Raw genomic sequence first — 25,775 nt, forward strand, 5'->3', positions numbered from 1 at the left:
GTCGTGCCCACCTGCAAGCGAACGACGAACATGACGCCACCCGGTCGCACGCGGAACCGCCGCGATCGAAACGGACATTCTAACGAAACGGAGTGCGTAACGCCAAATCAATGGGAATTGGCATGATGGCGATCGGCGTTCTCACCGAGCGAGGAACATACACGCCGACGACGGCCTGCGAGACGCAGGCCGCTGCCTTCGTGTGTGCCTACTCTAGTTGGCAGCGGGAACAACATCGACGATGCGTGAGCCGCGAACGCGGTAGCTGGTTTTCCCCCAGCGAACGTGGCCCAGACCACAGGTGACGACCAGCGCCCAGAAAACGATGCCCATGCAGACCACCGCGCCGCGCAGGAACGACCAGAACGACGGCGGCTGCTCAAGCGTGATGGCGAAGAGCCGGCCGGTGACTTGCTGCATGGCCATCAATTGAACGGTGCAGACGGCCGCGTGGAGCCAGCCGACGGTCAGCTCCTGCGCGACGCCCAGATAGACCCCAAGCGGGATGAACAACAATGGGGAGCAGATTCCGCCCATGAGCAACTGCGTGCTGACGGCGAGGCGCCAGGGTTGCACCAGGCTGCCAACCAGGACGCGTGTCAACGAGTTGCACATCGCGCCGAAGGAATTGTCGCGCGAGGTGACGTACAGGCCTTTGCCCAGCCCGGCCCAGCGGCGAATCCCCAGCGCCGCGATCTTCTTCGCGAGGATGATGTCCTCGGCCAGCTCGGCACGCACGCCGGCGTGACCACCGACGCGCACGTACGCCGCGCGCGAAAAGAGCATGAACTGCCCGTTCCCCAGCTCGACCTGCGAATTGCTCGATCCGCGCGCCGAAAGCCACAGGCCCCACAGGCCCAACAGCCAGCTTGCCGCAGGTGAGACCGATTGCTCCCACGGGCTGACCAGATCCAGTCGGGGCCAGAGCGACACGAACTCCAGCCGTTCGCGCGTGACCTTTTGCATTACGGCCGCCAGCGCGCCGGGCACAAATCGACAATCGCAATCGGTAAACAGCAGGTACTCGCCGTCGGTCTCTTGAACCCCGCGCGCCAGGGCGTGGGTCTTGCCCGTCCAGCCCGCCGGCAAATCGGAAACATCGACCAGGCTGACGCGCGGATCCTGGGCCATGACACCCAAGACGCGCTCGCGCGTTCGATCATCACTGCGATCGTTCACCACCGTGACGCGCAGGTTGCCGTAATTCTGGGCGAGCAGCCGGCGCAGGCATGGCTCAATGCGCTCCTGCTCGTTGTGCGCGGCAATCACAACCGTCAGCCTCGGACCCGCTTCGTCGGTCTCGCCCGGCTGCGGCGCCAGCGTCATCTCCGAGTCATCGCGCAGTCGGCGGACCCATCCAAGCCCCCATCCCCACATGAAGACAATCACGATCTGGATGGCTAACAACGTCCAGAGTGTGAATTCCAAGCCAAGTCTCCTTTGCGAAGCGCCACGAAAATTTGATTCGCGACCTCCCGCTTCCTGATTATCGGCCATTCTGCCGCCCGACCGCAACTCGCCCGATCCCCCGGTCAACTCTCAACACTTGCCGAACGACCGCGACTCCCGAATACTGCCGCACGGCAGCGATTCTCGTGCAGCGGCCTTGTTCGTCGGTTCAATCCGTTCGGTGCGTTCCTTGCCGTGGTCATGGTCGGCTTTTCTATGACGACGCGACAAATTCGGCTTAATCCGTGCGATTATCTTTATTTTGCCCACCATCGGCACATGCGCCGCACCCGCGCCGGCGGGACCGTTGGCTTCCTCGTACTCGAATGTGACGGCCATGCACCGCCGGAACAGGTGCGGGCGGCACTTGCGGAGGCCCTCCTGGCGCACCCGATTGCCCTCGCCCAGGCCCGCATCGGCATTGTTTTGGGCAGACCCTATTGGCAACTGCCAGACCCGGAACATGTCACGCAACTTGCATGCCGCGCGGCCGAGGCGTGTTTTGTCCACGACGACCTGCGCACTGCCCCCGACCCGACGCGAGCATTTCACGATCTGCTGGAGCACCGGTTCCTTCCGGACTGGGACCTTTCAAACGGACCGCAGGTGCGCTTGGAACAATACACGCTCCCCGAAGACAAGACCTGTTTTTGCCTTCGGTTTCCGCACGCCTTCATGGACGCGGGCGGCGGGCAATGGTTTCTCGCTGAACTTGGGCGATATTCGCCACCCGCCGCTGCGGCCGACGGGAAAACTTCCACCGCCATCGGCGCACTCGCGCCGCGCGAATTGCCGGACGAACTTGCGCCGGATGATCGCCCCCTCGCACCGCTGCAAGACTATTCACTGTTCGAGCGAATCAAGTTGTGCCGCGCTGGGTTCAAGCTGGGTTCCGAGTTTCGCGGGCTGCGCTTCGCGCCGCTCGCGCCGATGCCGGCGCCGCCGCTGGCTTCGCAGGGCATCGTGTATCGATCGTGGCCCGCTGCGAACGTGAGACAGATGCGCGTCAACGCGGATCGCTTTGCTCCGGCGGGACCCGCGCCACATGCTCGTTACCTGGCCGCGTGCGTCATCCGCGCGCTGCACGCGCTGTATACCGAGCGCGGATTGCATGCCGACGCCTATCCGGTTTCGCTGCCGCTGGGAATCCTTGACGATGCGGACAACGACGAATCCCCAGCAAAGGAGTTCGCCGGTACTGCTCGCCCGCGAAAGGACGCCGTGCCGGCAGCCGCGCGACCGATGCCGGGCAATTACCTCGTGGCGCCGACGCTCTACGGCCGGCGCGAGCTCGTGCATGATCGGGTCGCACTGGGGCGCGATCTGCTGAACCAACTGGAGCATTATTACGCGCAGCGCGGCCACCTCGCGCAATGGGCGATGGTGTACTTCGCATCGTGGCTGCGCGTGGGGATGTATGATTTTGTCTTCAAGCGCGGGATCGGCGTCGAGCCGCTGGCGTCGGGGTTTTCCTATTACGGGCAGATTCCGCGTCCGGTGCGGCGGATCTGCGGGGCGAAAGTGACCAATCTCTGGGGGACCGCACCGCTTGGAACGCCGCCGGGCATGAACCCGATCTTCAACAAGCACCAGGGCAAACTGAATCTCGGACTGGCGTTCAATCGCCCGGCCATCAGCGACGAACTCGCCCGGCGGTTCACCGACTTGATCGAGCGGGAAATCTTCAGCGAGACGGAATCACCCCCTTGACGCGCGCGGCGGCGACGATGAGCTGCGCCAGGCCGTCGACGGTCCATCGCTCGCGATTGAGAACCAGATCGTATCGTTCCGAATCATCGGGGGAGACGTGAAAATGCCGCCGGATCAGAGCGGCCCGTTCGGACTCCAGCTCGGTGATCCGGGACTTGGCCTCGTTCTCGCTGATCTGGTTCGACTGGGCGAAGCGTTCGAGGCGCCACGCCAGCGGCGCGATGATCCGTACGCGCAGCCCCAGCGCGCTTGGAAGAATCAGGTCCGCCGCGCGGCCCAGAAAGATGCCGTGGCTCTTGCGCGCCAACGCCAGCACCACCTCGACCAGCCGGTGGAAGTAGTCCATCCGCGTCGGACCCTCCGGACCCATCATGCGCACCATTTCCTCCAGCCAGTTCACGTCGCGCTCATCCAGCGCCTGGTACAGCCGGCGGCGCATCTCATCCTCCCCCGCCATCAGATCCAGAATCTGGCGATCAAACACCGGCCACCCCAGCAGCTCACCGACCCGCTCCGCGATCTCGTGCCCGCCCGCGCCCACCTGCCGGGATATTGCGACAAACGTCTGAACTTCAGGCTGTTGCGCGTCCGCGGCCGACGGCGGCTTCTGCTGTCGCGACAACTCCCAGTTCCGCATTTGCCGCTCGGCCAATTTCCAGGCCGCCGATTGGGATGTGGACAGTTTGATGGTCATGGTCAGCCTCCCGATGGGCGACCTGCCACGGCGCGGTGACGACGCACGACCGGCCCCGACCGGGGCAGGCCCCACTCCTCGTCCAGCAATCGGCGCGCCGATCGCAGCACGCCGCGCGGCGAGGTTGCTCCCCCATCGCTCCATCGGGAAAATGCCGGGAAGCCGGATTGATCGGAGGACGTTGTGGAATTTTGCTATCGGGCTTGCGCGGGAACCCACCCTTCGCCGGAGCCTAATCGCTGGTCGTGCGATCCTTCACAATCACCCAAGCGCCGTCGATCTGCCGCATCGTGAGGTAGAAATGCCCGGAGGAGCGACCGTCGACCGCGCGGACTTCCCACCGGCCCGACGCCTCGGCCGCGTCCGGCCCGGTGCGAGAGATGACCAAGTCGCGAAAGCGTAGGGTGCCCATCTGATCGCGCGTCGCGTAACGCTTCCGGTAGCGCTCGAGCACAGCCTGCCAGCCCTTTGTCACTCCGCCGGTCGTTTCGAACGTGAGATCGTCGCTCTTCCAGTAACCGGCCATGAAGCCGTCGAGATCGCCGCGGTTCCATGCGGCAATCTGGTCGTCGAGCACGCGAGCGATTTCCGGGTGAGCCTGCCGGGCATTGCAAGCGCCAACGAGAGCCATCGCCAGGATGGCCCCCACGCGAACGAATCGATGGCAAACGGATTGGTTCGCGTTCATGGACGGGCCTGGTGAAGCGTCACTCGTAGCGCAGGGCTTCGATGGGGTCGAGCCGGCTGGCGCGCCACGCGGGATAGAATCCGAAAAAGACGCCCGTAGCAAACGCGAACCCCAGGGCGATGGCCGCGATCCAGTAAGACACGTACGTTTCGTAGCCCTTCCACGACGTGAGCAGGAGCGAGAAGCCCCAGCCGGCGAACATGCCGATCACTCCGCCCATCGCGCAAAGCACGATCGCCTCGATGAGAAACTGCGACAGAATCTCGCCGTTGGACGCGCCGATGGCCATGCGCAGACCGATCTCGCGCGTCCGCTCGGTCACGCTCACCAGCATGATGTTCATGATGCCGATGCCGCCCACCACCAGCGACACCGACGCGATCATGCCAAGCAGCCAGCCGAACGATTCGCTCGATTCCTCCTTGACTGCGGCCGATTCACTCGTGGCGAAAATGCGAAAATCGTCCGGCTCGTTGTCGCGAATGTTGTGCCGCTGGCGAAGCAGCCGGCGGATCTGATCCTCCGCCACGGCCGGGTCGGCGTCGCGCGCCGCGGCCGCGAGGATCGTGCCCGATATCTCCTCGCCGGCGATCTTGCTGGTAAACGTCGAGAACGGAAAAATGATGATGTCGTCGTTGTCGCGCTGATCGCTCTTGCCCTTGAAGTCCAGCACGCCCACCACGCGGAATCGCCCGTTCTTGACGGTGATCTCCTCCCCCACCGGATTGATCGAACCGAACAACTCGCGCCACGCCGTCTGGCCGATCAGGCAGATCGGGCGCTTCATCAGTTCGTCGGCGTCTTCCATCGACCGGCCGGCGATGACGCCCCATCGACGGATGTCGTGATAGTTCGGGTACACGCCGATCACGTTCGTCTGATAGTTGCTGTAGCTGCTGCGGACCTGGAGCGTGATGCGGTTCGACGGCGTCGCCGCGCGCACGGCCGGGCACTCGCGCATGATCGCGTCGGCGTCGTCCTTGGTCTGGAACTTCTTCTTCTCGACGTCGCCCTTGCGCACCCCGCTTCGCGGGATGCCCCAGTTGCCGATGAACATCCAGTCGTCGCCCATGCGCGCGATCTCCTCCTCCACGCGCATCTTCGTCGCCTGGGCCATCGCCACCAGCGTGATCACCGCCCCCACGCCGATGATGATCCCCAGCATCGACAGGGCCGTTCGCACTTTGTTCTTACCGAGGCTCAATACCGCCTCGGACACCAGCGTGAGGAGATTCATGAAGCGCCTTCCATCCGTTATCGACCGCCGCACTGACGGCCCGTCATTATAGAGCAGCCGCCTCGCCGAATCATCCATGAGGCCATAGCACATCTAAGTAGAGCCGCAGAATGATTCATCGGGTGTGGTACCGGCGTTCCGCCGGTGAATCACAGGCGAGACGCCTGTGCCACACGTGAATGAACATTGCGGCACCACTTAGGCGCGCGCTGGCTTGCATCACGAAATTGGCGTATCTTGAACAGCTTCGGCGGCGCGAGCCGCTTCGCAAACTCGTGAGGTAAGAATCACATGCCATCCAAGAACCCCCCCGCAGCGGAGAACGCACCAGCCGCTCGATTCGCCGTCGCCATGCCACTGTGGCTGGTCGGGTTCGTCGCGCTGGACCTGGCGGTCGTGCTGACCGCCCTGCTCACGGCCGAAAGCCTGATCGGCCTGGGTCTGCCGGGCTGCGGGATCAACAGCGCGTGCGCGGCCGCGGCGGCCAGCGTGTATGGAAAAGTGCCTGGCCTTCAGATGCCGGTGTCGTATGTCGGGCTGGCGTACTTTCTCTCGATGCTGCTGGGCTGGCTGCTGGCGGCGCAGCACGGTGTGACGAAGGGCTATCGCAACGCGGCGCGGCTGGGCGTCGCGGCGTCGATCTTCTTCGTGGCGATGCTGATCCGCGAGGGGCATCTGTGCTGGTATTGCGTCCTGTCCCATGCGGCGAACTTTGTCTTCTGGCTGATGGTGGAGATCACCTCGGCGTCGAAGGTCTCCGTGCGCGGCGTCATGAGCAAGGTCGCGGTCGCGTTCGTCGTGCTGGCGGTCGGCCTGCAAGGCGCGCACACGGTCGTTAAGAAACAAGAGAACCAGAAGCAGGAAGACAAGCTCGCCGAATCCACGGCCGCCATCGCCGCCGCAAGCAAGGAGAAGGCCGCACAGATCGCGCAGTCACCAACGCCGACGCCGACCGAGCCGCCGGCCGCCACGAACGGCAACGCAGCGATGAACTCACCGAACGGCGCACCGGCGCAACCCCCGAAGAAGCCGGACGCCACGCCGCAGCCGCCCGCCGCCAACACGGCATCGGTCCAGCCGAAGGCGGCAGAAAATACACAAAAAGTTACATTCGAGCCAGGGGAGACCGGTGCCGATCGACCGTGGACCGGCGGGTTCACCGGGCGGTGGTTGCGCGGCCCCGAGAAGGCGTCGATCCGCATCGTGATGCTGTTTGATTACCAGTGCATCGACTGCCAGCGGATCGAGACGACGCAGGTGAAGCAGCTCATGCAGCAGCGCAACGATGTGTCGCTCTCGGTAAAGCATTTCCCGATGTGCGCCGATTGCAACCCCGGTTTCGCCACGCGCAATCTGCACCCCAACGCCTGCTGGGCCGCGCGCGCCGCCGAGGCCGCGGGCATCCTCTACGGCAACGAAGGCTTCTGGAAGATGCACGACTGGCTCTTCGAGCGGAAGGGCGCGTTCACCGATCACGATTTGAGCGAGGGGCTGGCGGCGCTGGGGTTTGCTCGCCCGAAGTTCATCGAGGTAATGAAGAGCGAAGAAACGCTGCGGCGCGTCACGTCGGACATCAACGAGGGCATGTGGCTCGGATTGTATTACACGCCGATGATTTTCATCAACGGCGTGGAACTGAAGGGCGTGTTCGCGCACAACGCGGTAACGCGCGCGGTGGAGAGCCTCGCCATGCAGAACCTGCCGCCGATGACGTGCGATCAGGATCAGCCGCCGCCGGCGATGGAGAAGGTTCTCGCCGACTGGCGCGAGGGGCCGCCGCGCATGCTCCCGCCCGATCCGCAGAGTTGGCCGCGGGGCGACGCGACCGCGCCGCTGCGCGTCGTACTCTGGGGCGACTATCAGGAGCCGTACACGGCGAAGGCCGACGCGCTGATCCGCAAGATCCTCGCGACGCTGCCGAAGAGTTACTACGAGTTTCGACATTACCCGGTGAACCAGTTGTGCAATCCGGCCGGCAGCACGACCAAGCACCCGCTGGCCTGTCGGGCCGCCGCGGCGGCGGAGGCCGCGGGCATGCTGGGTGGCGCCGAGGCGTACTGGCACATGCACGACTGGTTGATGACGAGTCAGCAGACGTTCAACGACGCGGCGCTGCGCGATGCAGCGATGGGCATGGGGCTGGACCCCGACGCGCTCTTTGCACAAATGGAATCGCAGGAGGTCAAGAATGCCATCGCCGAGGACGCGAAGACGGCCCGCTCGCTCGGGTTGCAAAGCATCCCGTTCATCTTCGTGAACGATCGGCACGTCCAACGATGGATGGTCGGAGACAAGTCCGTGATCGATCTGATCCTGAACGAAGCCGCCGGAAGAAAGTGACCTGTGTTTACAGCGCCAGCGCCCGCGCCAGTTGCTGATAGGTCGGCGCGGGGTCGGCGTAGCTGTTTTTCGGCGGCAGATTCCATTTCTCGAATAACTTTGCGTTGTCGGCGTCGATGACCGCGAGATCCGCCACCTTGCGCTCGTCGTGAAGCTCGTCGTGGTGAATCAGCGCCGCACGACATCCCAACACGCGCAAGCCCGCCTCGCGCTGCACTTTGAGCGACAGGTCCGGGTCCCACGCACAAAACCGATACCGCTCATCGAGGTACCCCAGCCCCCCCAGCAGGCCCGTCGGAAGCAGACCGAAATTGGCGTACGGCCAGCCACGCACGTTGTAGATGCTGTACGCCGCGCCCCCGTACACGACGGTGTCGAGTCTGTTCCACGGCCTGCGTTCGTTGTGATAGAACGCCACCATGCCCAGATCGAACAGATCGCTCCGACTGAACATCGCCAGGGCCGCGTCGATGGCGCCGGGAAGCGGACGGGCGTCGTCGTTGAGCCACATCACGAACGGAGCGGTCGCGGCGCGGAAGCCCTTGTTGTAGGCGCGCGTGGCGCCCTCCCGCCGTTCCTCGCGAATAAGATGAATGTCTCGCTGTGCCAGGCACCAGTTCGACGTGCCGTCGGGCGAATCGCCATCGACGACGATCAGCCGGTACGGCGCGGCGACCGTCGCACGGACGGCTTCGATCGCGCGCCGAAGGTGCGGTAGCCGGTTGTAGGAAGCGATCACGATATCGAGAAGCGGAGCGTGGGTGTTCATAATAGCGTTATCGACGCGATGGGGGATTCCGGCGGCGATCGGCAGCCGGGTCGGTCGATAACAGAACGTGAGAATCTCGCGCGGGCGCAGAACATGCGCGAATCGACCACCGGAGCCCACCGTGTGACACCGCCGCTTCAAGCTTCTGTGACGGTACGAAGTCAGGAATACGCCCTGCTGAACGAGGCGCTGGCGGCGCTGCCGGCGCAGCCCGACGCAGTGCATCAGGCAGTGTTATCGTTCGCCCGGATCGGGCTTTACGGCCCGGTCCGCGACCTGATCACCGACGCACGATGGGGCTTGTTGCGGCGCGACGAGTATCGCGCCTTGTTGAAGCGGCTCGAACATGCACCGACCGGCCGCATCGAATGGAGCAGCCTGACGCGACGGTTTGAGAACAACAGCCGCAGACTTCTGACCGCACGTCCACACCTGGCTGCCTGGGAGCAGAATTGGCGCAAACTACCCGAGCGAGCGGCGTTGTATCGCTCGCTGGATGGGAATCACCATTTGCTGATGCGCGGCGAAGACGGCGTCCCGCACGGCCGGGCGCCGCTGCTGGACGTGCGCGGGGTGCTGGATGGTTTGAAACTGCCGCATGGAGCGCACGCGCACACCTGCCCGCCCTATGCGCTGTGTGATGATCGGTTCGGTGCGTTGCTGTCACGCGTTTTCGATCTGACGCGTCGGATGCTTCACGGGTTCGCGCCGCGCTTGTACGCCCTCGAGCACGACGAGGAGGCGCTGGGCGCCGCGTTGTATCTTCTTGAGGACATCGAGCCGCTTTGCCACGAACGCGTCGAGCTGCTGATCGGGCCGGATTGCGTCGAGCGATTGCAGGCACTGCTCGACGCCGCGCCCGAGCGTGATCTGCCGCGACACGTCCTGGGATTTCCCGCGACGGGTGATTTGCAAGCGCGCGTGCTGGCTGCCGTGGAGAATCTCACCGCGCGCCGCGCGGCCGCTGCCACGTCGCACATGGGCGCCGCGCGACAGTGGTATGCCAACCATACGACACTCTACTGGAGCGAGCGCTTCGCCCGCCCACGGCGTGAGCCGCTGCGCGTCCTGGGCCTGACCAGCCGCTTCACGACCGTGCTGCAATACGCCATGCGCGATCTCCGCGCGGCCTTCGAGCGCAGGGGGCATCGGTTTCACACCCTCATCGAGCCGACCGATCACGACCTGCTGACCCCGCTCGAAGTGACGCGAACGATCAATGAATTCCGGCCTGATCTCGTCATCGCCATCGACCATACCCGCGCTGGGCAGAACGGCCTCATCCCGGATCGCGTGCCGTTTGTCTGCTGGGTGCAGGATCTGCTGCCGCACTTGATGACGCCGCGCGCCGGTGAATCGATGAACGATCTGGAGTTCTTCATCGCGCCCGAGTTGCACCAGTTTGTTACGACGTATCGCTATCCGGCGGAGCGCGGCCTGGCCTGGACGCTGGCAACGGATGCGGCGTTGTATTCGGCCGATCCGCTGCCCGAGATCGATCTCGCTCCGCACCGCTGCGACGTGTCGTATGTGTCCAATCAATCGCAGACGCCGGAGGCGTTTGTCGCCGACTACCTCGCGCGCTCGATGAATCACGACAAGGGGCGCGTATTGTGCGAATGGCTGTGGCGGCGTATTGAGTCGCAGGTGCGCGGCGGAGCATCCCCTCCTTCGGCGACGCTCCTGCTGCCCGAAGCGCGCGAGGCGACGGGAATCGCGCCGAGCGACGCGGCGGCGGCAGATCTGCTGTCGCGCACGTTCATTCATCCGCTAAGCGAACTCATTTTCCGGCAATCGACGCTCGAGTGGGTCGCGGCGTATTGCGAGCAAACCGGGCGAACGCTGCGTCTGTACGGACTGGGTTGGGAATCCCATCCGCGATTGGGTCGTTACGCCTGCGGCGTCGCACGGAACGGTGTAATGCTGCGCGCGGTGTACCAGGCATCGCGCGTCAATCTCCAGGTAATCGGCTCCGGCGCGGTGCATCAGCGTCTGCTCGACGGATTGGCCGCCGGGGGATTCTTCCTGATTCGTTCTTGCCCGCTGGATCACCTGCATGAACCGGTGACGGCGTTGCTCGACGAAGTAGATCGCCTGGGTCTATCAGGTGATGCAACGTTCTCGCCATCGGATCATCCGGTACTTGCTGCGGCCCTCGCCACAACGCGGTATTTGCGCGGCCTGGCGCCGCTTCCCCCGGGCGGCGATTCCAAACCGCCGGACGTTATGCGAATCACGTCGGACGAGTTGGCCTACTATCGCGATTTGGCCTCGTCGGGCTACCGCCGGGTGGCGGGCGCAGTTTTTGCGGATTACGCGTCGGTGAGTTTTTCCAGCCGCGAGGAACTGCGCGCGCGGCTGGATCGCTATCTGGAATGCCCGCAGTCCCGCGCGCCGGTCGCGGCGCGCATGCGCGAGGTTGTCTTGCAGCGCTTCACCTACGACAGTCTGATTGATGCATTACTAGACAAGCTCGCGCGGCATTTTCGCACGGATTGAAACCGCTTGAAGCGCTGCTTCCGGTCCATCAAGTCACCCCCATTTTCTCCCGATAACTACAGTGAATTACACACGTTACAGAGGCCGGTGCAACGTGCGCCGGGGCGAGGTCGGATGATGACGGGAAAAGTTCTGGGGCTGGTGACGGCGCGGGGCGGTTCCAAGGGGCTGATCGACAAGAACATTCGGCCGCTGGCGGGCAGGCCGCTGATCGCATGGACGCTGGCGGCGGCGCACGAATCGACGGGGAGCGGTCCCGGATGCCTGGACCGCGTCGTCGTTTCCACGGACAGCGAGCGGATCGCTGACATCTGTCGTCAACACGGCGCGGAAACGCCGTTCTGCCGACCGGCGGACCTGGCGCGCGACGATTCCCCTCACATCGACGTCGTGCTGCACGCCCTGGAATGGCTGCGCCGGCACGAGAGTTATGTTCCGGAATGGGTCATGCTGCTTCAGCCCACGTCGCCCTTCCGCACGGCTGCGGACATTCGTGAGTCGATTGAACTCGCGAACTCGCGCGGCGCGCCGGCCGTGGTCAGTGTGTGCGAGACGCATGCGCATCCGTACCTGGCGCGATCGCTGGGATCCGACGGGGCGATGACGGCCTTCATTCAGTGCCCGATCGGGTACGCACGGCGACAGGACCTGCCGGCGGCTTATGCCCTCAACGGCGCGATTTACCTCGTACGCCGCGAGATACTTTGCAGCAAGAAGACACTCGAACCACCGGGCGCGATCGGTTACGTCATGCCGCCGGATCGGTCGCATCAGATCGATACGGCGTGGGACCTGCGGATCGCGGAATTCATCGCGCGTGACCGGATGGGAGCCGACGAGGAAGCGTACGTCGGAGCGGGACGCGGCGTGGTCGAACCGCCGCGACGCATTTCAGAAAAGTAACGGTCCGGCCCTGCGCGGCGCATGGACCGGGTCGCCTTCAACGGGAACCATGGAATGTCCTTGAACGATCTTCACGCCGTGCGCGAACTGCGACGCAGGCAATCCCACGTGTTCGACGCGCCGCCGCCCCGCCTCGCCCAGCCGCGCCGCGTGTTGATTTATTCAATGGATCCGTGGCAGATCGGCGTCTTCGAGCAATTCCTGCATCTGGCGCTGCACCGCCGCGGCCATCTGCCCGTCAGCGTCTACTACGACGGTCTTCTTCCGCTTTGCGCCTGGGAAAACGCGCAGGTCGCCGCGCCGGCCGCCGACGTGATCGCTCGCCGATTTGAATTCATGTACGACTGCTTCGGCATCGCCGCGCGCGGAATCCGCCGCTATCTTGACGGCGCGATCGCGCGCCGCCGCGCCGAGTCGATTGTCGCCGCGACGTCCGACAATGATCTAGCGAGCCTTGCGCACGAAGGAATCGCCGTGGGCCGGATCGCCCGGCGCGATCTGACCCAATACACGCTCGGCCTGTTCGATCCACAGTCGTGCGACGATTGGACGCTGCTTCGCCGCCACCTCGTTCACGCGATCATGAGCGTGGATCTCGCGCGGGCCGTGCTGGCGGCCGAGCGGCCCGACCTCGTCGTGCTGGTGAACGGCAAGAGCGTGATGTACTCGTACCTGTACGAAGTGTGCCGCGCCGCCGGCGTGCAGGTGACGACGTGGGAGGAAGGCGTCTATTTCAAAACGGGCATCATCCTCGCGAACAACGCGCGGGCGATTGACTTCCCGGTGGACGATGCCGTCTGGGATGCAGCGCGGCAGCGTCCGCTGTCGCAGGCCGAATCGGACGCCGTGGACGATTACTTCGCGCGCTGGCGCGGTCAGACGGCCACGACCTACACTTACTACGACGCCGAGGAGCGCGACTTCGCTCGCATTCGCGCGGCACTGGACCTCTCGCCGTCGGCCGTCCTCACGTCGATCTTCACGAACATCGTCTGGGACACCAACGCCCTCGACAAAGACGACGCGTTCAAGAACATGCTGGACTGGGTCTTCGTGACAATCGACCTGATCTCGCGGCAGCCTGGCGGCGTGCTGATCGTCCGCGCGCATCCCGGCGAGACGCGGCTGCCTTTCCAGACGCGCACGACGGTCCGCGCCCTGATCGAACAGCGCTACGGCGGCGTACCCTCACACGTGCGGGTCATCGACGGCGCATCGCAATTCAGCTCCTACGAGATCGCACGGCACAGCCGGCGGTGCGCCGTTTACACGTCCACGCTGGGGATTGAATTCGCACTGATGGGGCTGCAACCGCTTGTCTGCGGCCTGCCGTATTACGCGCGCAAGGGATTCACCAACGACGTGACGGACCGCGAACAGTACGCCCGCTGGCTGCTGACCGATCCCGCGCCGCAGGGCAGTGACCCGGTCCTGCTGCGCCGCTTCATGCACCTGGTGCTGTTCCGGCTCGTGAAGCAGCCGGAGTTTTTCGACGGCATTCACGGCTCGCCGCAGCAGCCGCGCATTCGGATCGAGTCGTTCGAAGGCTGGCCGGAGTCCATGCCGATCTTCAACCAAATCGTGGATGATCTTCTTGCGGGTGGCAGCTTCATTCATCTGGACGACGCCGTCCCCGCGGCGGGCCGCGCGGCGCCGCTTCACCCGATGACGCAGCGTGCGCTCGTGCCGAATCGCCGAACCTGCCAGATCGCCGAAGGAAGTGTGTTGACGACGTGACGACCTACCAACCGATGTTTCGCGATGGCAGCCTGGGACTGGCCGTGCAGCCCACGATCCTGATCTACGCGCTGTGGCGTTCGGGCACGCACTGGTTGAGCGAGATGGTGTCGGACCTGACCGGTCTGCCGAGCTTCTACCACGCCGGCGATGGCGCCTCTTACGCCGACGAGACGCTCGCGCAGATCAATCACTATCGCGAGAACACGGTGCTGATTCGCCACCTTTGCACGTCGCCGGATCGGCTGCTGCGGCACACCGAGGCGCTGGGGATCCCGGTGATCCTGCTTTTTCGCGACCCGCGTGACGTCATTGCGTCACAAGTCAGCATGCGAAAACACCGCGAGGGCTACCGGCCGGGACTGCCGCCCTTTCCCGACATGCCGCTCGACGCAATTCTAGACTGGGAATTGGCACAACACAGCGACGTGTACCAACGGCTGCTGCCGCGCTGGGCCAACGCGGCGCATCCGATGCTGCTGACGGTGCGCTATGAAGATCTCCTGCGTGACGTTCTGCGCGAGCTGGCGCGCGTCGCGGTGTTCCTGAACATGGAGATTTCACCGAGCGAGATTCGCCGCATCGCCGCGCGGCACGTCCTGCCGGGCCTGATGCCGGCTGCCGCCGACGGCCGCCCCGCTGAATCGGCTCGCCGCGGCGCAATCGGCGACCATCGACACCAATTTACGCTCGCCCAGCAGCGACGACTGACCCGCTTCCTGTGGGACGCGCTGGTGACGCTTGGTTACGAATGCGAGTCCAAGGATCAAGACGCAGGCTGACGCATGTCATTTTCGAAGGTGGCCGCGGAATTGAATCGACTGCGCCGGGCGAGCGTCCCGTCGCCCGGGCGCGCGTGCGGTCGCACCATGCGGTTTGACAAGCCGCTGCCGCCGGTGGCGACCGATTCCGAATCCAGCGCCGGCAACGACGCAACGCAAGTCGTCCATTTCGACGGCCTCACGATCCACTACGCCGACCGGCCCTCACTTGAGACGCAGGTGAAAGACATCCTCGAACAACGAATCTACGACTTCACGCCGCGCCGGTCCGATCCGTTCATCGTCGACGGCGGCGCGTCGATCGGCGTGGCGGCGCTCACGTGGAAGCGCGCGTTGCCGGCAGCGCGCGTCGTCTGCTTCGAGCCGGACCCGCTGGCGCTCGCCCTGCTGCGGCGCAACCTCGCGGCGAACGGCCACGACGATGTCAGGATCGTCGAAGCGGGATTGTCGGATCGCGACGGGACGGCCGCGTTTCGATCCGATGGCGCCGACGGCGGCCGATTGACGACCGATCCCACGACGCGGCGCTCTGGCACCGCCGCCATCACGACGACGCGTTTAAGCCGGTTCATCGACGGGCCGGTCGATCTACTCAAGCTGAACGTGGAGGGTCAGGAGTTGCCCGTGCTGCGTGAACTGGAGGCCGCGTCGAAACTGCAATACGTCGAACGCATTATTCTCGAGTACCACGGCTGGCCCGATTCGCCGCAGGGGCTGGGGCAGATTCTCGACATGCTGGCGCGGCACGGATTCCGTTATTTGGTTCACGATTTCGATCGTGCGACCAATCCCGCGTCGAAGCCACCGTTTCGCCTTCGCCGCGCGCCGTGGTTCTGCCTCGTGTACGCCGAGCGAACGAATGAGCCATCGCCGCGACGAAGCGTGCAATTCGGCGATCTGCGTCGCGTCACGCCGATCAGCCGGGTCTTCGGACTGGATCGCGGCACGCCGATTGATCGCTGCTACATCGAGCGGTTTCTCGCGTCGCAGGCGGGGGACATTCGCGGCTGCGTGCTGGAGGTCGCCGACGACGCCTACACGCGACGCTTCGGCGGCGAGCGCGTCACGCAGCGCGAGATTCTCTTCGCGCCGCCGGGACATCGCCGCGCGACGTACATCGCCGATCTCGGCGCGCCGCGCGCGCTGCCGGCCGACGCGTTTGACTGCATGATCCTGACGCAGACGCTGCACTGCATCTACGGTATCAAGACCGCCGTCGAGAACTGCCGCCGGGCGCTGCGGCCCGGCGGGGTCCTGCTCGCCACCCTGCCCGGCATCAGCCAGATCAGCCGCTACGACATGGACCGCTGGGGCGATTTCTGGCGGCTCACCACCGCTTCGGCCCGGCGGCTCTTCGCGGAAGCCTTCGGCGCATCGCGCGTGCAGCTAGGTGCGTACGGCAATGCCCTTGCGGCGACGGCCTTTCTGCACGGCCTGTGCGCCGAGGAACTCGAGCCGTTTGAACTCGATCACGTGGATCCAGACTACGAATTGCTGATTACCGTCCGTGCCGAGAAGGGGGCCTGATGGCCATCGTGCTGCTTTATCACCGGGTGGCGAAGCTGGCGGTCGATCCGCAACGGCTCGCGGTGACGCCCGAGCGATTTGACGAGCAGTTGACCGCGCTGCGCCGCATCGCGCGAATCGTGCCGCTGGATGAACTGGTTCGTGGCGTGCGCGATGGAGTCGTTCCGGATCGCGCCGTGGCGATCACGTTCGATGACGGTTATGCCGATAATCTGACACACGCCGCGCCGTTGCTACAAAAGCACGATGCCCCCGCGACCGTCTTCGTGACCGCGCGCGGAGAGCGGGTGCGGCACGAATTCTGGTGGGACGATCTCGAACGCCTGTTCCTGCATGACGCGCCGTTGCCGACCGCGCTCTCGCTCCGCGTCGACGGCCACGAACACACCTGGTCTTTGCCCGACATCAATCAATCGCCACGGGTCGATCCGGCGTGGAATGTCCTGTGTGACCGCCCGCCGAGACCGCGCGAGGCGATCTATCTGTTCCTGTCGAAGTTGTTGCGACCGCTTTGCGAAGTGCGCCGCCGGGCAGCACTGGATTCGCTTGCGGCGTGGGCACATCTGCCCGTCACAGGCCGGCCCAGCCATACCACCCTGACCGATGCCCAACTCAAACAATTGGCCGCGAGCGGCCTCATTGAAATCGGCGCGCACACGGTGACGCATCCAGTGCTTGCGAATCGGTCGCGCGATGAGCAACGATTCGAACTGGAAGAAAGTCGCCGGAGACTGGAAGCGATCATCGGCCGTCCGGTCACAACGTTCGCCTATCCGTTTGGCTGCCGAGAGGATTTCAACGAGGTGACGGTCGCCTTGTCGCGCGAGGCGGGATACGCCTGCGCCTGCGCGAACACGGGGCGCGAGCCATCCCCTCGTTCGATCGTCACAGCCTCAAGCGACTTGCATCGGCTGCCGCGTGCCATCGTGCGAAACGTCAGCGGCGATGAACTCACGCGACAACTGACGCAAGTTTGGGATCTGCCGCCGATCGACTCGGTGCGAAACACAACTCGTTCCGAGGCTCGCACAAGCGCCTTGCGCGATCGAAAGTCGTCGCGTTTCGAATCACGCTGCGCTGCGCCGTAAACCAGTCGCCGCAAGCAGGCCATGGAATCATGAACCAACGATCGCGGGATATCCTGCAAATCAGCACCGCCGACCGGCTCGGCGGGGCGGAGCGCATCGCGCTGAACCTGCATCGCGCCTATCGAGCGGCGGGTCGCGGCGCGACGCTGGCCGTTGGGCGGCGATACACCGACGAATCCGGCGTGATGGAAATTCGTCATGATGTCGCCGGTTCGGTGTGGCGACGAACGATGTGGCGGCTTCATCACACGATGCAGCCGTACTATGGCCGGTCCCTGATCGCGCGGCGACTCGCGCGCGCGTCGCACCAACTGGCTGCGCCGCAGGGCCGGCGCGACGACGCAACGGGCCTGGAGAACTTCGATTACCCGGGAATCTGGAATCTGTTGAATCGTCTGCCCGCGCCGCCGGACGTGATTCAATTGCACAACCTGCATGGAGGCTATTTCGACCTTCGCGCGCTGCCGATGCTTGCTTCCCGCGCGCCGCTCGTGCTCACGCTGCACGATGCGTGGCTGCTGGCCGGGCATTGCGCGCATTCGCTTGGTTGCGATCGCTGGCAGACCGGCTGCGGCGCCTGCCCCGATCTGACGATCTACCCGGCGATCCGGCGCGACGCCACGGCCGACAACTGGCGGCGGAAGCGTGACATCTTTTCGCAGTGCAAATTGAATCTTGCAACGCCGTCGCGCTGGTTGATGCGGCAGGTCGAGCGATCGATGCTGTGGCCGGCCATCTCCGAGGCGAGGGTGATTCCCAACGGTGTGGATACCGACGTGTTCACACCCGGCGACCGCGCGGCCGCGCGGACGGCGCTAGGCCTGCCGCATGACGCCCACGTGTTGCTCTTTGCGGGGCTGGGCGCGACGACCAATCGCTTCAAGGATGTCGCGATGCTGCGGGCGGCGGCGGAAAGGCTTGCCGCGATGCGAGCGGCCACCGCGAAGGAGGGGATCGTTGCGTCCTCGCCGCGGGCGATCCTGTTCATCGTCCTCGGCGAGCGAGGCACACTCAAGCCGATCGCAGGCGCAACGGTTCAGTGCGTCCCACCGGAGCATGATCCCGGCCGCGTTGCAAAGTGGTATCGCGCGGCGGACTTGTATGTTCACGCCGCGCACGCCGATACGTTTCCAAATACCGTACTGGAGGCGCAGGCCTGCGGAACGCCGGTTGTCGCGACCGCCGTTGGGGGGATTGTTGAGCAGGTGGAGTCGCTCACGGTTCTGCCGGGCATCGTGGGCAGCCCGGCGGAGCGCGCGACGGGGCTGCTGACGCCGCCGGGGGATGCTGAAGCAATGGCTCGAGGAATAAAAAAACTGCTAACCGACGACGTGCTTCGCCGCCGGTTAGCAGCCAATGGTGTGAAACAAGTCGCCTCGCGCTACCGGCTGGTCGACCAAGTCCATCATTACCTGGACTGGTTCGACGCGCTGGCAACCGGGCCATGGCACCACGCGACCCGCCCGCTCGGAGCGATCGCGCGTCGGAATCAGGCGAGATCCCCTGCCTGATTGCCAAACCCCTTAGCGGGCGGCGCTGCGGACGGTGTTGATCATCGCGTTCACGTTGCCGTTGAAGACGCGGGTCAGCATGTCCTTGACGAGCTTCTTGTGGACGACTTCGGGCTTGTCCTTGCACTTGTAGATGAAGGCCTTGCCGACGGGGCCCTTCTCGCGGGTGACGTAGTTCTTGTGCTCGAGGCGCGTCAGCAGCGTCACAACCGAACCGTGCGCCATCGGGCGATACTTGAGCATCATCTGGCGGATCTGGCGCGCCGTCGTCGGACCTTGCTTCCAGATGCAGGCCAGCACGTCCAGCTCGGCAGGCGGCAACGTTCCCTTTGCGTTCGAAGATTTCTTCCTAGCCATGTGTTTACTACCCTCTCTGGTTGGTGTGGAACGGAAACACGGGATCGAATTCCTAGGATCCCCGACGGCGCGCCTTTTTGACACGCGTCGCTCGAAAGTCCACGTTTTTCTCTTTCGAGCAGGAAAGCATAAGGGATCAAACCAGACAAGGGAAGCGCTTCCGGCAAAAAATTTTTTCCGCGCGTCACAATCCAGTAAAACTAAGTAAAATCACGTGCGCCCCCCGGACGGAACGGGCTGTTTTGTTCGGGGCAAAATTCCCCATTATTGCCTATTCTGTCTTTCGTGTAATAATTCAAGCATTCGTCCCACAAGGCTCGTGCGGCGATCACACCCATTCATGACACGATCACACCGAAACGCAATCCTTACGGCGAGCGACGCACAATTACTGGCTCAATGCGAGGTCGATACCTATCGCGCCAGCGGACCGGGCGGACAAAAACGCAACAAGACCAGCTCGGCCGTCAGGCTCCGACACCTCGAAACTGGTCAATTGGTCATCGCCGAGGAAAGCCGCTCCCAGCACGACAATAAAGCTCGTGCATTACGAAGGTTAAGACTCGCACTGGCGCTCCGACTGCGTTGTGAAATATCGACCGATAACGCGTCGGATCATGTCAAATCGTTCCTGACTGCGGCCGGGCGAATCGAAATCAACCCGCGAAACGATCAATATGCCCTTGTTGTAGCCGATGTGCTCGATTTCGTAGCAGAAGCCAGCGGCCAGGTGCGCGAAGCAGCCCGGCAACTGGGGATGACAACCAGTCAGTTGTCGCGGTTTCTGGCCTCGGACGGGAAAATCCTGCACGCGGTGAACGAGCTTCGAAAGAAAGCCGGTCTGTCGCCGCTAAAACCTCCTGCGGATTAATCTCACACGTTGGCGTTTGCCGGAGTCAAAACCCCTCGGGCAGATTGAAATCCGCCAGGAATACCTGGCTGCGCCCGCTCGGGCCGCGCTGGCTCGTCCACATCAGCTTCGAACCGTCAGCATTGAAGACCGGCAAGCCGTCAAACCTCGCCCGATACGTCACACGCTGCTGCCGGCCCGTCTCGATATTGAGCAGGTACACCTCGTAATTGCGATGGCCGTGCAGGCTGGTTGTGAACACGATCGATCGGCCGTTGGGATGCCAGTACGGCGCCCAGTTGACGACGCTGCTGTGCCTGGTGAGTTGCCGCTCGCCGCTGCCGTCGGCATTGATGACAAAGAGCTGCAAATGATCGTCCTGCAAACGATCAGCGCGGAAGATGACGCGCTGGCCGTCGGGTGAGAAGAACGGTCCGCCGTCGTAGCCGGGTTTGTTCGTCAGTTGCCGCACGCCGGAGCCGTCGGCGTTCATGATGTACAAATCGGGATTCCCGCCGCGATCGGAGGTAAACACGATCTGCTTTCCGTCGGGTGAGTATGAACCTTCGGCGTCGTAGCCGACGGTGGTTGTAAGCTGTCGCGGGTTGTCGCCGTTCAGGTCGGCCGCGAGGATGTCCATGCCACCGGGCATGTTCCAGGTGTAATTGCTTCCGGTGCGGTGATAGAAGTTCGGATTCGGCAATGAGGGATTGAGGTAACTCGATGCGTAGAGGATGCCGCCGCCGTCAGGCCGGAAGTAGCCGCAGGTGCAGGCGCCTCCGGGCGGGCTGACGCGCCGAATCGTGTCGCGCTTCGCGGTGTATTGCTCCGTCAGTTCAAGCGTGTACATCTGATACTCGCTCTCGCCGGGCGGATACGATTGAAAAATAATGCGCCGGCCGTCGGGGGAAAAATAGGCTTCGCCCGAGTCGCCGATATTCAATTTCTCGTCGGTGAGCTGCCGGACATTCGTGAGAATCTTCGACTCGGCTTCGTCCCACTGCGCTTCGGGCGTCGCATCGACGATCAGCTCGTAGCCCGCCGGGCCGCAGCCGGTTGCCGCCGCGACGCAAAGAAAAAGAATACAAACGGTCAAGACACGCATTCGCATCACACGATCCCCTGTGCAGGCCGGGCAGTATAGCGGATTCGCAATTGAAATCGAACGCGGCGCAGACTAGACTGGCCACTGTGGATGAGGCCACTTGCACGCATCATGCCGGTCTCCGTGTGCAGATGTTCCGCGCAGCGCGCGGCTAGGAAGTTGGCGGTCGTTTGGAAATCACCCTCTTGTGCATCGGCGACGTCGTCGGCCGCCCAGGCCGCTCTGTTGTCTCGCAGGCGATTCCGCGCATCGTGAAGGAGCGCGGCGTCGATTGCGTCATTGCGAATGTGGAAAATGCCGCAGCCGGGTCGGGCCTGACCGAAGTGCTCTACCACAAGTTCATGCGCTACGGCGTGCACCTGATGACCGTCGGCGATCACATCTACCGCCGCGCGGAGATTCTCCCCGTGCTGGAGCGCTGCGAGAACATCGTGCGTCCGGCGAACTACCCCGCCGAGTCGGTCGGTCACGAAGTCGCGATCTACGAAACCGCGAAAGGGCCGCGCGTCGCGCTGTTCTCGCTGATGGGCCGGCTCTTCATGAAGCCGCCGTGCGACTGCGCGTTCCACGCGGCCGATCGCATGCTGGCGCGGATTCCGCCGGACGTGAAGATTACTGTCGTTGACATGCACGCCGAGGCGACGAGCGAAAAGGTCGCCATGGGCTGGCATCTTGCCGGCCGGGCGAGCGTCGTCTTCGGAACGCATACGCATGTGCCGACGGCCGACGAGCGAATCCTGAACGGCGGCACGGCGTACATCACCGATCTGGGGATGAGCGGTCCGTATGACAGCGTGCTGGGCCGGCGGAAGGATCGCGTGATGCGATCGATGATCACGGGGCTGCCGTGTCCGTTCGACGTGGCGACGGGCGATGCGCGAATGTGCGGAATCCTGGTGAACGTCGAATCCGAGACGGGCAAGGCGACGCACATCGAACGCGTCTGCATCCACGGTCCGGAAGGAGGCCATCTCGAACCCGAAGAGGGCAACGAGCGGGATTAAGATCGCGCGAGACCGGACTCACGGACGTTACTCGTGGACTCACGGACGTTACTCGTGGGTGAATTGCGAAGAGCAACCAGCGAAAGGTCCATGATTGGAGATTTGAAGCGGGAGAGCGCAATCGCGAAGACACCCCGGCCGACGCGAGTTGATCTCTTTCTAGAACCGGTTTCAAGACTCCTCTCCCCCTTGGGGGGAGAGGTCGGGTGAGGGGGAAAATGTGGTTCAAACGAAATGATTCACCCTCACCTCAACCCTCTCCCTGAATGGGAGAGGGAGTTTTGAACCAGCTTGTGCATTCTCAATTCTTCATTCTAATTCTTTCGCGCTACCAATCGCCAGCCTGACACCAACTCCTGACCCACGACGCGAAGCAAGGCAAGCCGTGCCATTGCGACGACCACCATCGCCCCCATCGCGCCCGCCAAGCATCCGATGCTGTTCATGCACACATCGCTCACGCCGGGGAAGCGGCCGGGTATGAACACCTGCGTCCACTCGATGGCGACGCTCAACAGCGCGCCCAGCGTCGCGGCGATGGGCAGCGCCAGCCCGCGACGGACGACCAGCGCTGTCGACGCCCACAGCGACGCTCCCACGGGAATGAACAGCAGCAGATTGTTCAGCATGTCGCGCGGGTTCGACAGCCGCCAACTCAAATAACGGTATCCGTCCAGGAATGACGCAGCCGGCAGGCGGCGATGATACGGCATCGGCCAGAGCGTGCAGACCAGCACGCCGACGATGACCAGGGCCGTGAACAGGAATACCCCAGAGCGCAGCGGCCTCCAATCGAAGGATGTTATTGACACCAGTAACTCCCCTCCCGAACGCAAACGCGGCATCCTCGCCGGCGCGATCGCCCTGCGGCAACCCGTGCGCCGCACCCGACATGGTACGTGATTGCGGACCTTGGAAACAAGAGAATCGCGCCGCCTCGGTCGCGGTCGGCGTGACTATCGGATCGGCGCTGCGATCAGTCGTCCGTCGGTTCATGCGGGGGTGTTGCCGGGCGACATCACATCAAGCTGCCATGTGGCCGCGAACCAGCGTTTGAAGTCGCCAACACAGCAGTGCGAGGTAGCTTGCAAGCGACGAATCGATTTCATCGTACGATCCCGATTGCTTGCGCGATCGGCGCTTTGGATGTTCACGTCACCCGCGATTCGATTGCAGTTTGACCGTAGATGTGCGACACCGCTTATCATATCCATTATGTGCGAACTGATTCCCTACGACCGTCGATTCCGCGATGGCGTGATCGCCGTCGTGCGAGCGGTGCACGACGAATACGGCTTCTCGTGGGACGAGGCGGGGTATCACCGGGACCTGTACGAGATTGATCGCGCGTACCTCCGCGCGGGCGGGGCGTTCTGGGTGCTGGTCGATGGGCCGCGGGTCATCGGGTGCGTCGGCGTGACCGTGCACGATGCCTCGAATCCGGCACACGATCCGCAGGGCGACGTGGCTGCGGAGCGGCCGGCGGGGTTTCGCTATTGCGAGTTGCACCGGTTGTACCTCGATTCGGCCTATCGCGGTCGGCGGCTGGGGCGGAGGATGCTCGACGCGGCGATGGATTTCGGCCGGGCGCACGGCTGCACGCGAATGATCGCCTGGAGCGACGTGAAGCTGCCGCACGCGCATCGGATGTACCTCGACGCGGGGTTGGTGCAATGCGGCTCGCGGATCTGCGACGACCCGGACAAAGCGACGGAGTACGGGTTCTGGAAAGAGCCGTTGTGAGCACCAGGCAGTGGTCTGTCGTCAGTGCTTACAAAGCTCTGACAGGTCGGTAGCGCCATGAGCAAGTCACGCCGAAAACCGGGTCGCGAATCGTTCGACCCGCGCCGCGCGCGCGGGGCCGACGCGAGCGAGGCCGTCGGCCTGTTCGGCCAGCCGCTCGATTCGCCGCCGAACGCAGCTCCGAGCGCGAGCGAGCGGGCACCGGAGACTCCCCGAACATGGCCGCCCAAGCCCACAGCCATGCCACCCGTCGAGGCCATGCAGGCAAATTCGCCGGACCTTGGGGGCGCGGTCACCATCGCACCGCTGACCGTTTCGCAGGTGACGCGGCTCATCAAGGGCGCGATCAATTCGGCCTTCGCCGGCACGATCCAGGTCGTCGGCGAGTTGTCGAACGTCTCGCGCGGCGGCGCGGGCGGTCATCTGTATTTCACGCTCAAGGACGCCGCCAGCGAGCTTCGCAGCGTGATGTGGCGGGCGGATGCGGCGCGCATGAAGTTCAAGCTTGAAGACGGCATGGAAGTGATCGCGTCGGGCACGATCGACGTGTACGAGCCGCGCGGGCAGGTTCAATTTTACGTCCGTCGTCTTGAGCCGCGCGGCGTGGGTGCCCTGGAGCTCGCGTTTCGCCAGTTGAAGGATCGCCTCCAACGCGAAGGCCTCTTCGACGCGGCGCGCAAAAAGCCCCTTCCTCGGCTGCCACGGCGAATCGCCGTCGTGACCAGCCCCACCGGCGCAGCGCTGCATGACATCCTGACGACGCTATCACGGCGATTTCCCGGCGTCGAGGTTCTCATCTACGGCGTGCGCGTGCAGGGCGAAGGTGCGGCCGACGAGATCGCCGACGCAATCGCCCGGCTGAATCGCTCGTCGGCGGATTTGGGCGGGATCGACGTGATGATCGTCGGACGCGGCGGCGGATCGCTGGAAGATCTGTGGGCGTTCAACGAGGAAGTCGTCGCCCGCGCGATCTTCGCCAGCCGCATTCCCATCGTCAGCGCCGTCGGGCACGAGGTGGATTTCACCATCGCCGATTTCGTCGCAGACGTGCGCGCGCCGACGCCGACGGCTGCGGCGGAGCTGGTCGTCCCGGTGCGCGCGGAACTGCTGGCGAATGTGAGCGAAACGGCGGCCCGACTGGACCGCGCGGTGGCACGATGCCTCGAACGGTGCCGGGCGCGGCTGGAGCTGGCCGAGCGGTGCGAGTGGTTTCGCGATCCGATCAGCCGCATCCGTCAGCGGGGGCAGCAACTGGACGAGGCGATGGGCCGGCTGCACCTGGCCAAGAATCGCTATCTTGACGCGCGTCGTTCACAAGTGCATCGCATGGAGATGCGGCTGGCGCGCGTGCAGCCCGCGTCGCAGCTCGCCGCGCGGCGCGAGATGCTCGGCGCGACGGCGCACCGGTTGCGCCTGGTGATCGAACGGCTCCATCGAACGCGCGAACGGCGCCTGCGCGACGTGGCGGCGCGCCTGGCGGCGTGCGGATTGCAGCAGGTGGTGGCGCGCGAGCGATCGGTGGCGCGGCAGGTGGAGACGCGGCTGTCCGTCGGGCTGACGCGACTGCTCGAGCGCCGGCGCGATGCGCTAAGCGCGATGGAGAAGCGACTGCTGGCCGCAAGCCACGAGAGCATCCTGCGGCGCGGGTTCTCACTGACACGCCGCGCAACCGACGGCACGTTGATCCGCTCGGCGGGCGAGGTGCGACCGGCGGAGGTGGTGGAAACGCAGACCGCCGAGGGAACCTTCCGCAGCCGTGTCACGGACGACCAGGCGTAGCCG

The 25,775-nt window shown here is 64.2% G+C and carries 21 protein-coding genes; 13 read left to right on the forward strand and 8 right to left on the reverse strand.

Going from position 1 to position 25,775, the window contains the following annotated elements:
• Positions 1-213: 213 nt before the first annotated feature.
• On the reverse strand, positions 214-1,428 hold the full coding sequence (locus tag HRU71_06090) for a glycosyltransferase (GenBank protein QOJ03079.1): 1,215 nt from the start codon (positions 1,426-1,428) through the stop codon (positions 214-216).
• Between the two features lie 237 nt (positions 1,429-1,665).
• On the opposite strand from HRU71_06090, the gene HRU71_06095 reads away from it, so the two are divergent.
• Positions 1,666-3,159, forward strand: coding sequence for a hypothetical protein (locus tag HRU71_06095; GenBank protein ID QOJ03080.1), 1,494 nt, complete (start codon positions 1,666-1,668; stop codon positions 3,157-3,159).
• Here the strand turns inward: HRU71_06095 and HRU71_06100 are convergent.
• From HRU71_06100 to HRU71_06110, 3 genes are all read right to left on the reverse strand, one after another.
• On the reverse strand, positions 3,134-3,853 hold the full coding sequence (locus HRU71_06100; GenBank protein ID QOJ03081.1) for a cytidylate kinase-like family protein: 720 nt from the start codon (positions 3,851-3,853) through the stop codon (positions 3,134-3,136). The two genes, HRU71_06095 and HRU71_06100, sit on opposite strands and share 26 nt — an antisense overlap.
• A gap of 232 nt (positions 3,854-4,085) precedes the next feature.
• Positions 4,086-4,541 carry a DUF4440 domain-containing protein gene (locus HRU71_06105; GenBank protein ID QOJ03082.1) on the reverse strand — a complete coding sequence of 152 codons (456 nt, stop codon included), beginning with the start codon at positions 4,539-4,541 and terminating at the stop codon, positions 4,086-4,088.
• Between the two features lie 19 nt (positions 4,542-4,560).
• On the reverse strand, positions 4,561-5,778 hold the full coding sequence (locus HRU71_06110; protein ID QOJ03083.1) for an ABC transporter permease: 1,218 nt from the start codon (positions 5,776-5,778) through the stop codon (positions 4,561-4,563).
• A 291-nt stretch (positions 5,779-6,069) separates the two neighbouring features.
• Here HRU71_06110 and HRU71_06115 point away from each other — a divergent pair, with 291 nt between their 5' ends.
• On the forward strand, positions 6,070-8,118 hold the full coding sequence (locus HRU71_06115; GenBank protein ID QOJ03084.1) for a thioredoxin domain-containing protein: 2,049 nt from the start codon (positions 6,070-6,072) through the stop codon (positions 8,116-8,118).
• 7 nt (positions 8,119-8,125) lie between these two features.
• On the opposite strand, the gene HRU71_06120 is transcribed toward HRU71_06115, so the two are convergent.
• Positions 8,126-8,887: a glycosyltransferase gene (locus HRU71_06120; GenBank protein QOJ03085.1), complete on the reverse strand. Its 762-nt coding sequence runs from the start codon at positions 8,885-8,887 to the stop codon at positions 8,126-8,128.
• Here HRU71_06120 and HRU71_06125 point away from each other — a divergent pair.
• The 7 genes from HRU71_06125 to HRU71_06155 all read left to right on the forward strand — a co-directional run bounded on the left by HRU71_06125 (position 8,876) and on the right by HRU71_06155 (position 18,934).
• The gene (locus HRU71_06125) at positions 8,876-11,386 is read left to right on the forward strand and encodes a glycosyltransferase family 1 protein (GenBank protein ID QOJ03086.1); all 2,511 of its coding nucleotides are present in this window, start codon (positions 8,876-8,878) and stop codon (positions 11,384-11,386) included. The two genes, HRU71_06120 and HRU71_06125, sit on opposite strands and share 12 nt — an antisense overlap.
• A 114-nt stretch (positions 11,387-11,500) precedes the next feature.
• Positions 11,501-12,289 (forward strand): acylneuraminate cytidylyltransferase family protein, encoded by a 789-nt coding sequence (locus tag HRU71_06130; protein ID QOJ03087.1) that lies wholly within the window; start codon positions 11,501-11,503, stop codon positions 12,287-12,289.
• A gap of 54 nt (positions 12,290-12,343) precedes the next feature.
• Positions 12,344-14,026, forward strand: a complete 1,683-nt coding sequence (locus tag HRU71_06135) for a hypothetical protein (GenBank protein QOJ03088.1) — start codon at positions 12,344-12,346, stop codon at positions 14,024-14,026.
• Complete coding sequence (locus HRU71_06140) at positions 14,023-14,808, forward strand: sulfotransferase domain-containing protein (GenBank protein QOJ03089.1); 786 nt, start codon at positions 14,023-14,025, stop codon at positions 14,806-14,808. The genes HRU71_06135 and HRU71_06140 overlap by 4 nt, the downstream gene beginning before the upstream one ends.
• A gap of 3 nt (positions 14,809-14,811) precedes the next feature.
• Positions 14,812-16,335: an FkbM family methyltransferase gene (locus HRU71_06145; protein ID QOJ03090.1), complete on the forward strand. Its 1,524-nt coding sequence runs from the start codon at positions 14,812-14,814 to the stop codon at positions 16,333-16,335.
• Positions 16,335-17,423: a polysaccharide deacetylase family protein gene (locus tag HRU71_06150; protein QOJ03091.1), complete on the forward strand. Its 1,089-nt coding sequence runs from the start codon at positions 16,335-16,337 to the stop codon at positions 17,421-17,423. Before HRU71_06145 ends, HRU71_06150 begins: the two co-directional genes overlap by 1 nt.
• 29 nt (positions 17,424-17,452) lie before the next feature.
• A complete protein-coding gene (locus tag HRU71_06155) occupies positions 17,453-18,934 on the forward strand; it encodes a glycosyltransferase (GenBank protein QOJ03092.1) in 1,482 nt (493 codons plus the stop codon).
• Between the two features lie 12 nt (positions 18,935-18,946).
• On the opposite strand, the gene HRU71_06160 is transcribed toward HRU71_06155, so the two are convergent.
• Positions 18,947-19,291: a BlaI/MecI/CopY family transcriptional regulator gene (locus HRU71_06160; protein ID QOJ03093.1), complete on the reverse strand. Its 345-nt coding sequence runs from the start codon at positions 19,289-19,291 to the stop codon at positions 18,947-18,949.
• A 340-nt stretch (positions 19,292-19,631) separates the two neighbouring features.
• On the opposite strand from HRU71_06160, the gene HRU71_06165 reads away from it, so the two are divergent.
• Positions 19,632-20,162 (forward strand): peptide chain release factor-like protein, encoded by a 531-nt coding sequence (locus tag HRU71_06165; protein QOJ03094.1) that lies wholly within the window; start codon positions 19,632-19,634, stop codon positions 20,160-20,162.
• 25 nt (positions 20,163-20,187) lie between these two features.
• On the opposite strand, the gene HRU71_06170 is transcribed toward HRU71_06165, so the two are convergent.
• Positions 20,188-21,246 carry a PD40 domain-containing protein gene (locus tag HRU71_06170; GenBank protein QOJ04936.1) on the reverse strand — a complete coding sequence of 353 codons (1,059 nt, stop codon included), beginning with the start codon at positions 21,244-21,246 and terminating at the stop codon, positions 20,188-20,190.
• A gap of 170 nt (positions 21,247-21,416) precedes the next feature.
• On the opposite strand from HRU71_06170, the gene HRU71_06175 reads away from it, so the two are divergent.
• Positions 21,417-22,250: a YmdB family metallophosphoesterase gene (locus HRU71_06175; GenBank protein QOJ03095.1), complete on the forward strand. Its 834-nt coding sequence runs from the start codon at positions 21,417-21,419 to the stop codon at positions 22,248-22,250.
• A 314-nt stretch (positions 22,251-22,564) separates the two neighbouring features.
• Here HRU71_06175 and HRU71_06180 read toward each other — a convergent pair whose 3' ends face one another.
• Positions 22,565-23,062, reverse strand: coding sequence for a VanZ family protein (locus HRU71_06180; GenBank protein QOJ03096.1), 498 nt, complete (start codon positions 23,060-23,062; stop codon positions 22,565-22,567).
• Between the two features lie 403 nt (positions 23,063-23,465).
• Here HRU71_06180 and HRU71_06185 point away from each other — a divergent pair, with 403 nt between their 5' ends.
• Together HRU71_06185 and xseA are read left to right on the forward strand one after the other, a co-directional pair.
• Positions 23,466-23,993: a GNAT family N-acetyltransferase gene (locus HRU71_06185; GenBank protein ID QOJ03097.1), complete on the forward strand. Its 528-nt coding sequence runs from the start codon at positions 23,466-23,468 to the stop codon at positions 23,991-23,993.
• A 57-nt stretch (positions 23,994-24,050) separates the two neighbouring features.
• A complete protein-coding gene (gene xseA / locus HRU71_06190; GenBank protein QOJ03098.1) occupies positions 24,051-25,772 on the forward strand; it encodes an exodeoxyribonuclease VII large subunit in 1,722 nt (573 codons plus the stop codon).
• The last annotated feature ends 3 nt before the right edge of the window (positions 25,773-25,775 follow it).

The organism is Planctomycetia bacterium, from assembly GCA_015200345.1.
Taxonomy (GTDB): Bacteria; Planctomycetota; Phycisphaerae; order UBA1845; family UTPLA1; genus PLA3.

Excerpts from the sequence above, each read along its gene's own strand:
- HRU71_06135 (QOJ03088.1), top strand. The coding sequence starts at position 12,344 with ATGTCCTTGAACGATCTTCACGCCGTGCGCGAACTGCGACGCAGGCAA.
- HRU71_06110 (QOJ03083.1), bottom strand. The coding sequence starts at position 5,778 with ATGAATCTCCTCACGCTGGTGTCCGAGGCGGTATTGAGCCTCGGTAAG.
- HRU71_06145 (QOJ03090.1), top strand. The coding sequence starts at position 14,812 with ATGTCATTTTCGAAGGTGGCCGCGGAATTGAATCGACTGCGCCGGGCG.
- xseA (QOJ03098.1), top strand. The coding sequence starts at position 24,051 with ATGAGCAAGTCACGCCGAAAACCGGGTCGCGAATCGTTCGACCCGCGC.
- HRU71_06105 (QOJ03082.1), bottom strand. The coding sequence starts at position 4,541 with ATGAACGCGAACCAATCCGTTTGCCATCGATTCGTTCGCGTGGGGGCC.
- HRU71_06130 (QOJ03087.1), top strand. The coding sequence starts at position 11,501 with ATGATGACGGGAAAAGTTCTGGGGCTGGTGACGGCGCGGGGCGGTTCC.
- HRU71_06120 (QOJ03085.1), bottom strand. The coding sequence starts at position 8,887 with ATGAACACCCACGCTCCGCTTCTCGATATCGTGATCGCTTCCTACAAC.
- HRU71_06095 (QOJ03080.1), top strand. The coding sequence starts at position 1,666 with ATGACGACGCGACAAATTCGGCTTAATCCGTGCGATTATCTTTATTTT.
- HRU71_06165 (QOJ03094.1), top strand. The coding sequence starts at position 19,632 with ATGACACGATCACACCGAAACGCAATCCTTACGGCGAGCGACGCACAA.
- HRU71_06155 (QOJ03092.1), top strand. The coding sequence starts at position 17,453 with ATGAACCAACGATCGCGGGATATCCTGCAAATCAGCACCGCCGACCGG.
- HRU71_06170 (QOJ04936.1), bottom strand. The coding sequence starts at position 21,246 with ATGCGTGTCTTGACCGTTTGTATTCTTTTTCTTTGCGTCGCGGCGGCA.
- HRU71_06100 (QOJ03081.1), bottom strand. The coding sequence starts at position 3,853 with ATGACCATCAAACTGTCCACATCCCAATCGGCGGCCTGGAAATTGGCC.
- HRU71_06185 (QOJ03097.1), top strand. The coding sequence starts at position 23,466 with ATGTGCGAACTGATTCCCTACGACCGTCGATTCCGCGATGGCGTGATC.
- HRU71_06160 (QOJ03093.1), bottom strand. The coding sequence starts at position 19,291 with ATGGCTAGGAAGAAATCTTCGAACGCAAAGGGAACGTTGCCGCCTGCC.
- HRU71_06115 (QOJ03084.1), top strand. The coding sequence starts at position 6,070 with ATGCCATCCAAGAACCCCCCCGCAGCGGAGAACGCACCAGCCGCTCGA.
- HRU71_06150 (QOJ03091.1), top strand. The coding sequence starts at position 16,335 with ATGGCCATCGTGCTGCTTTATCACCGGGTGGCGAAGCTGGCGGTCGAT.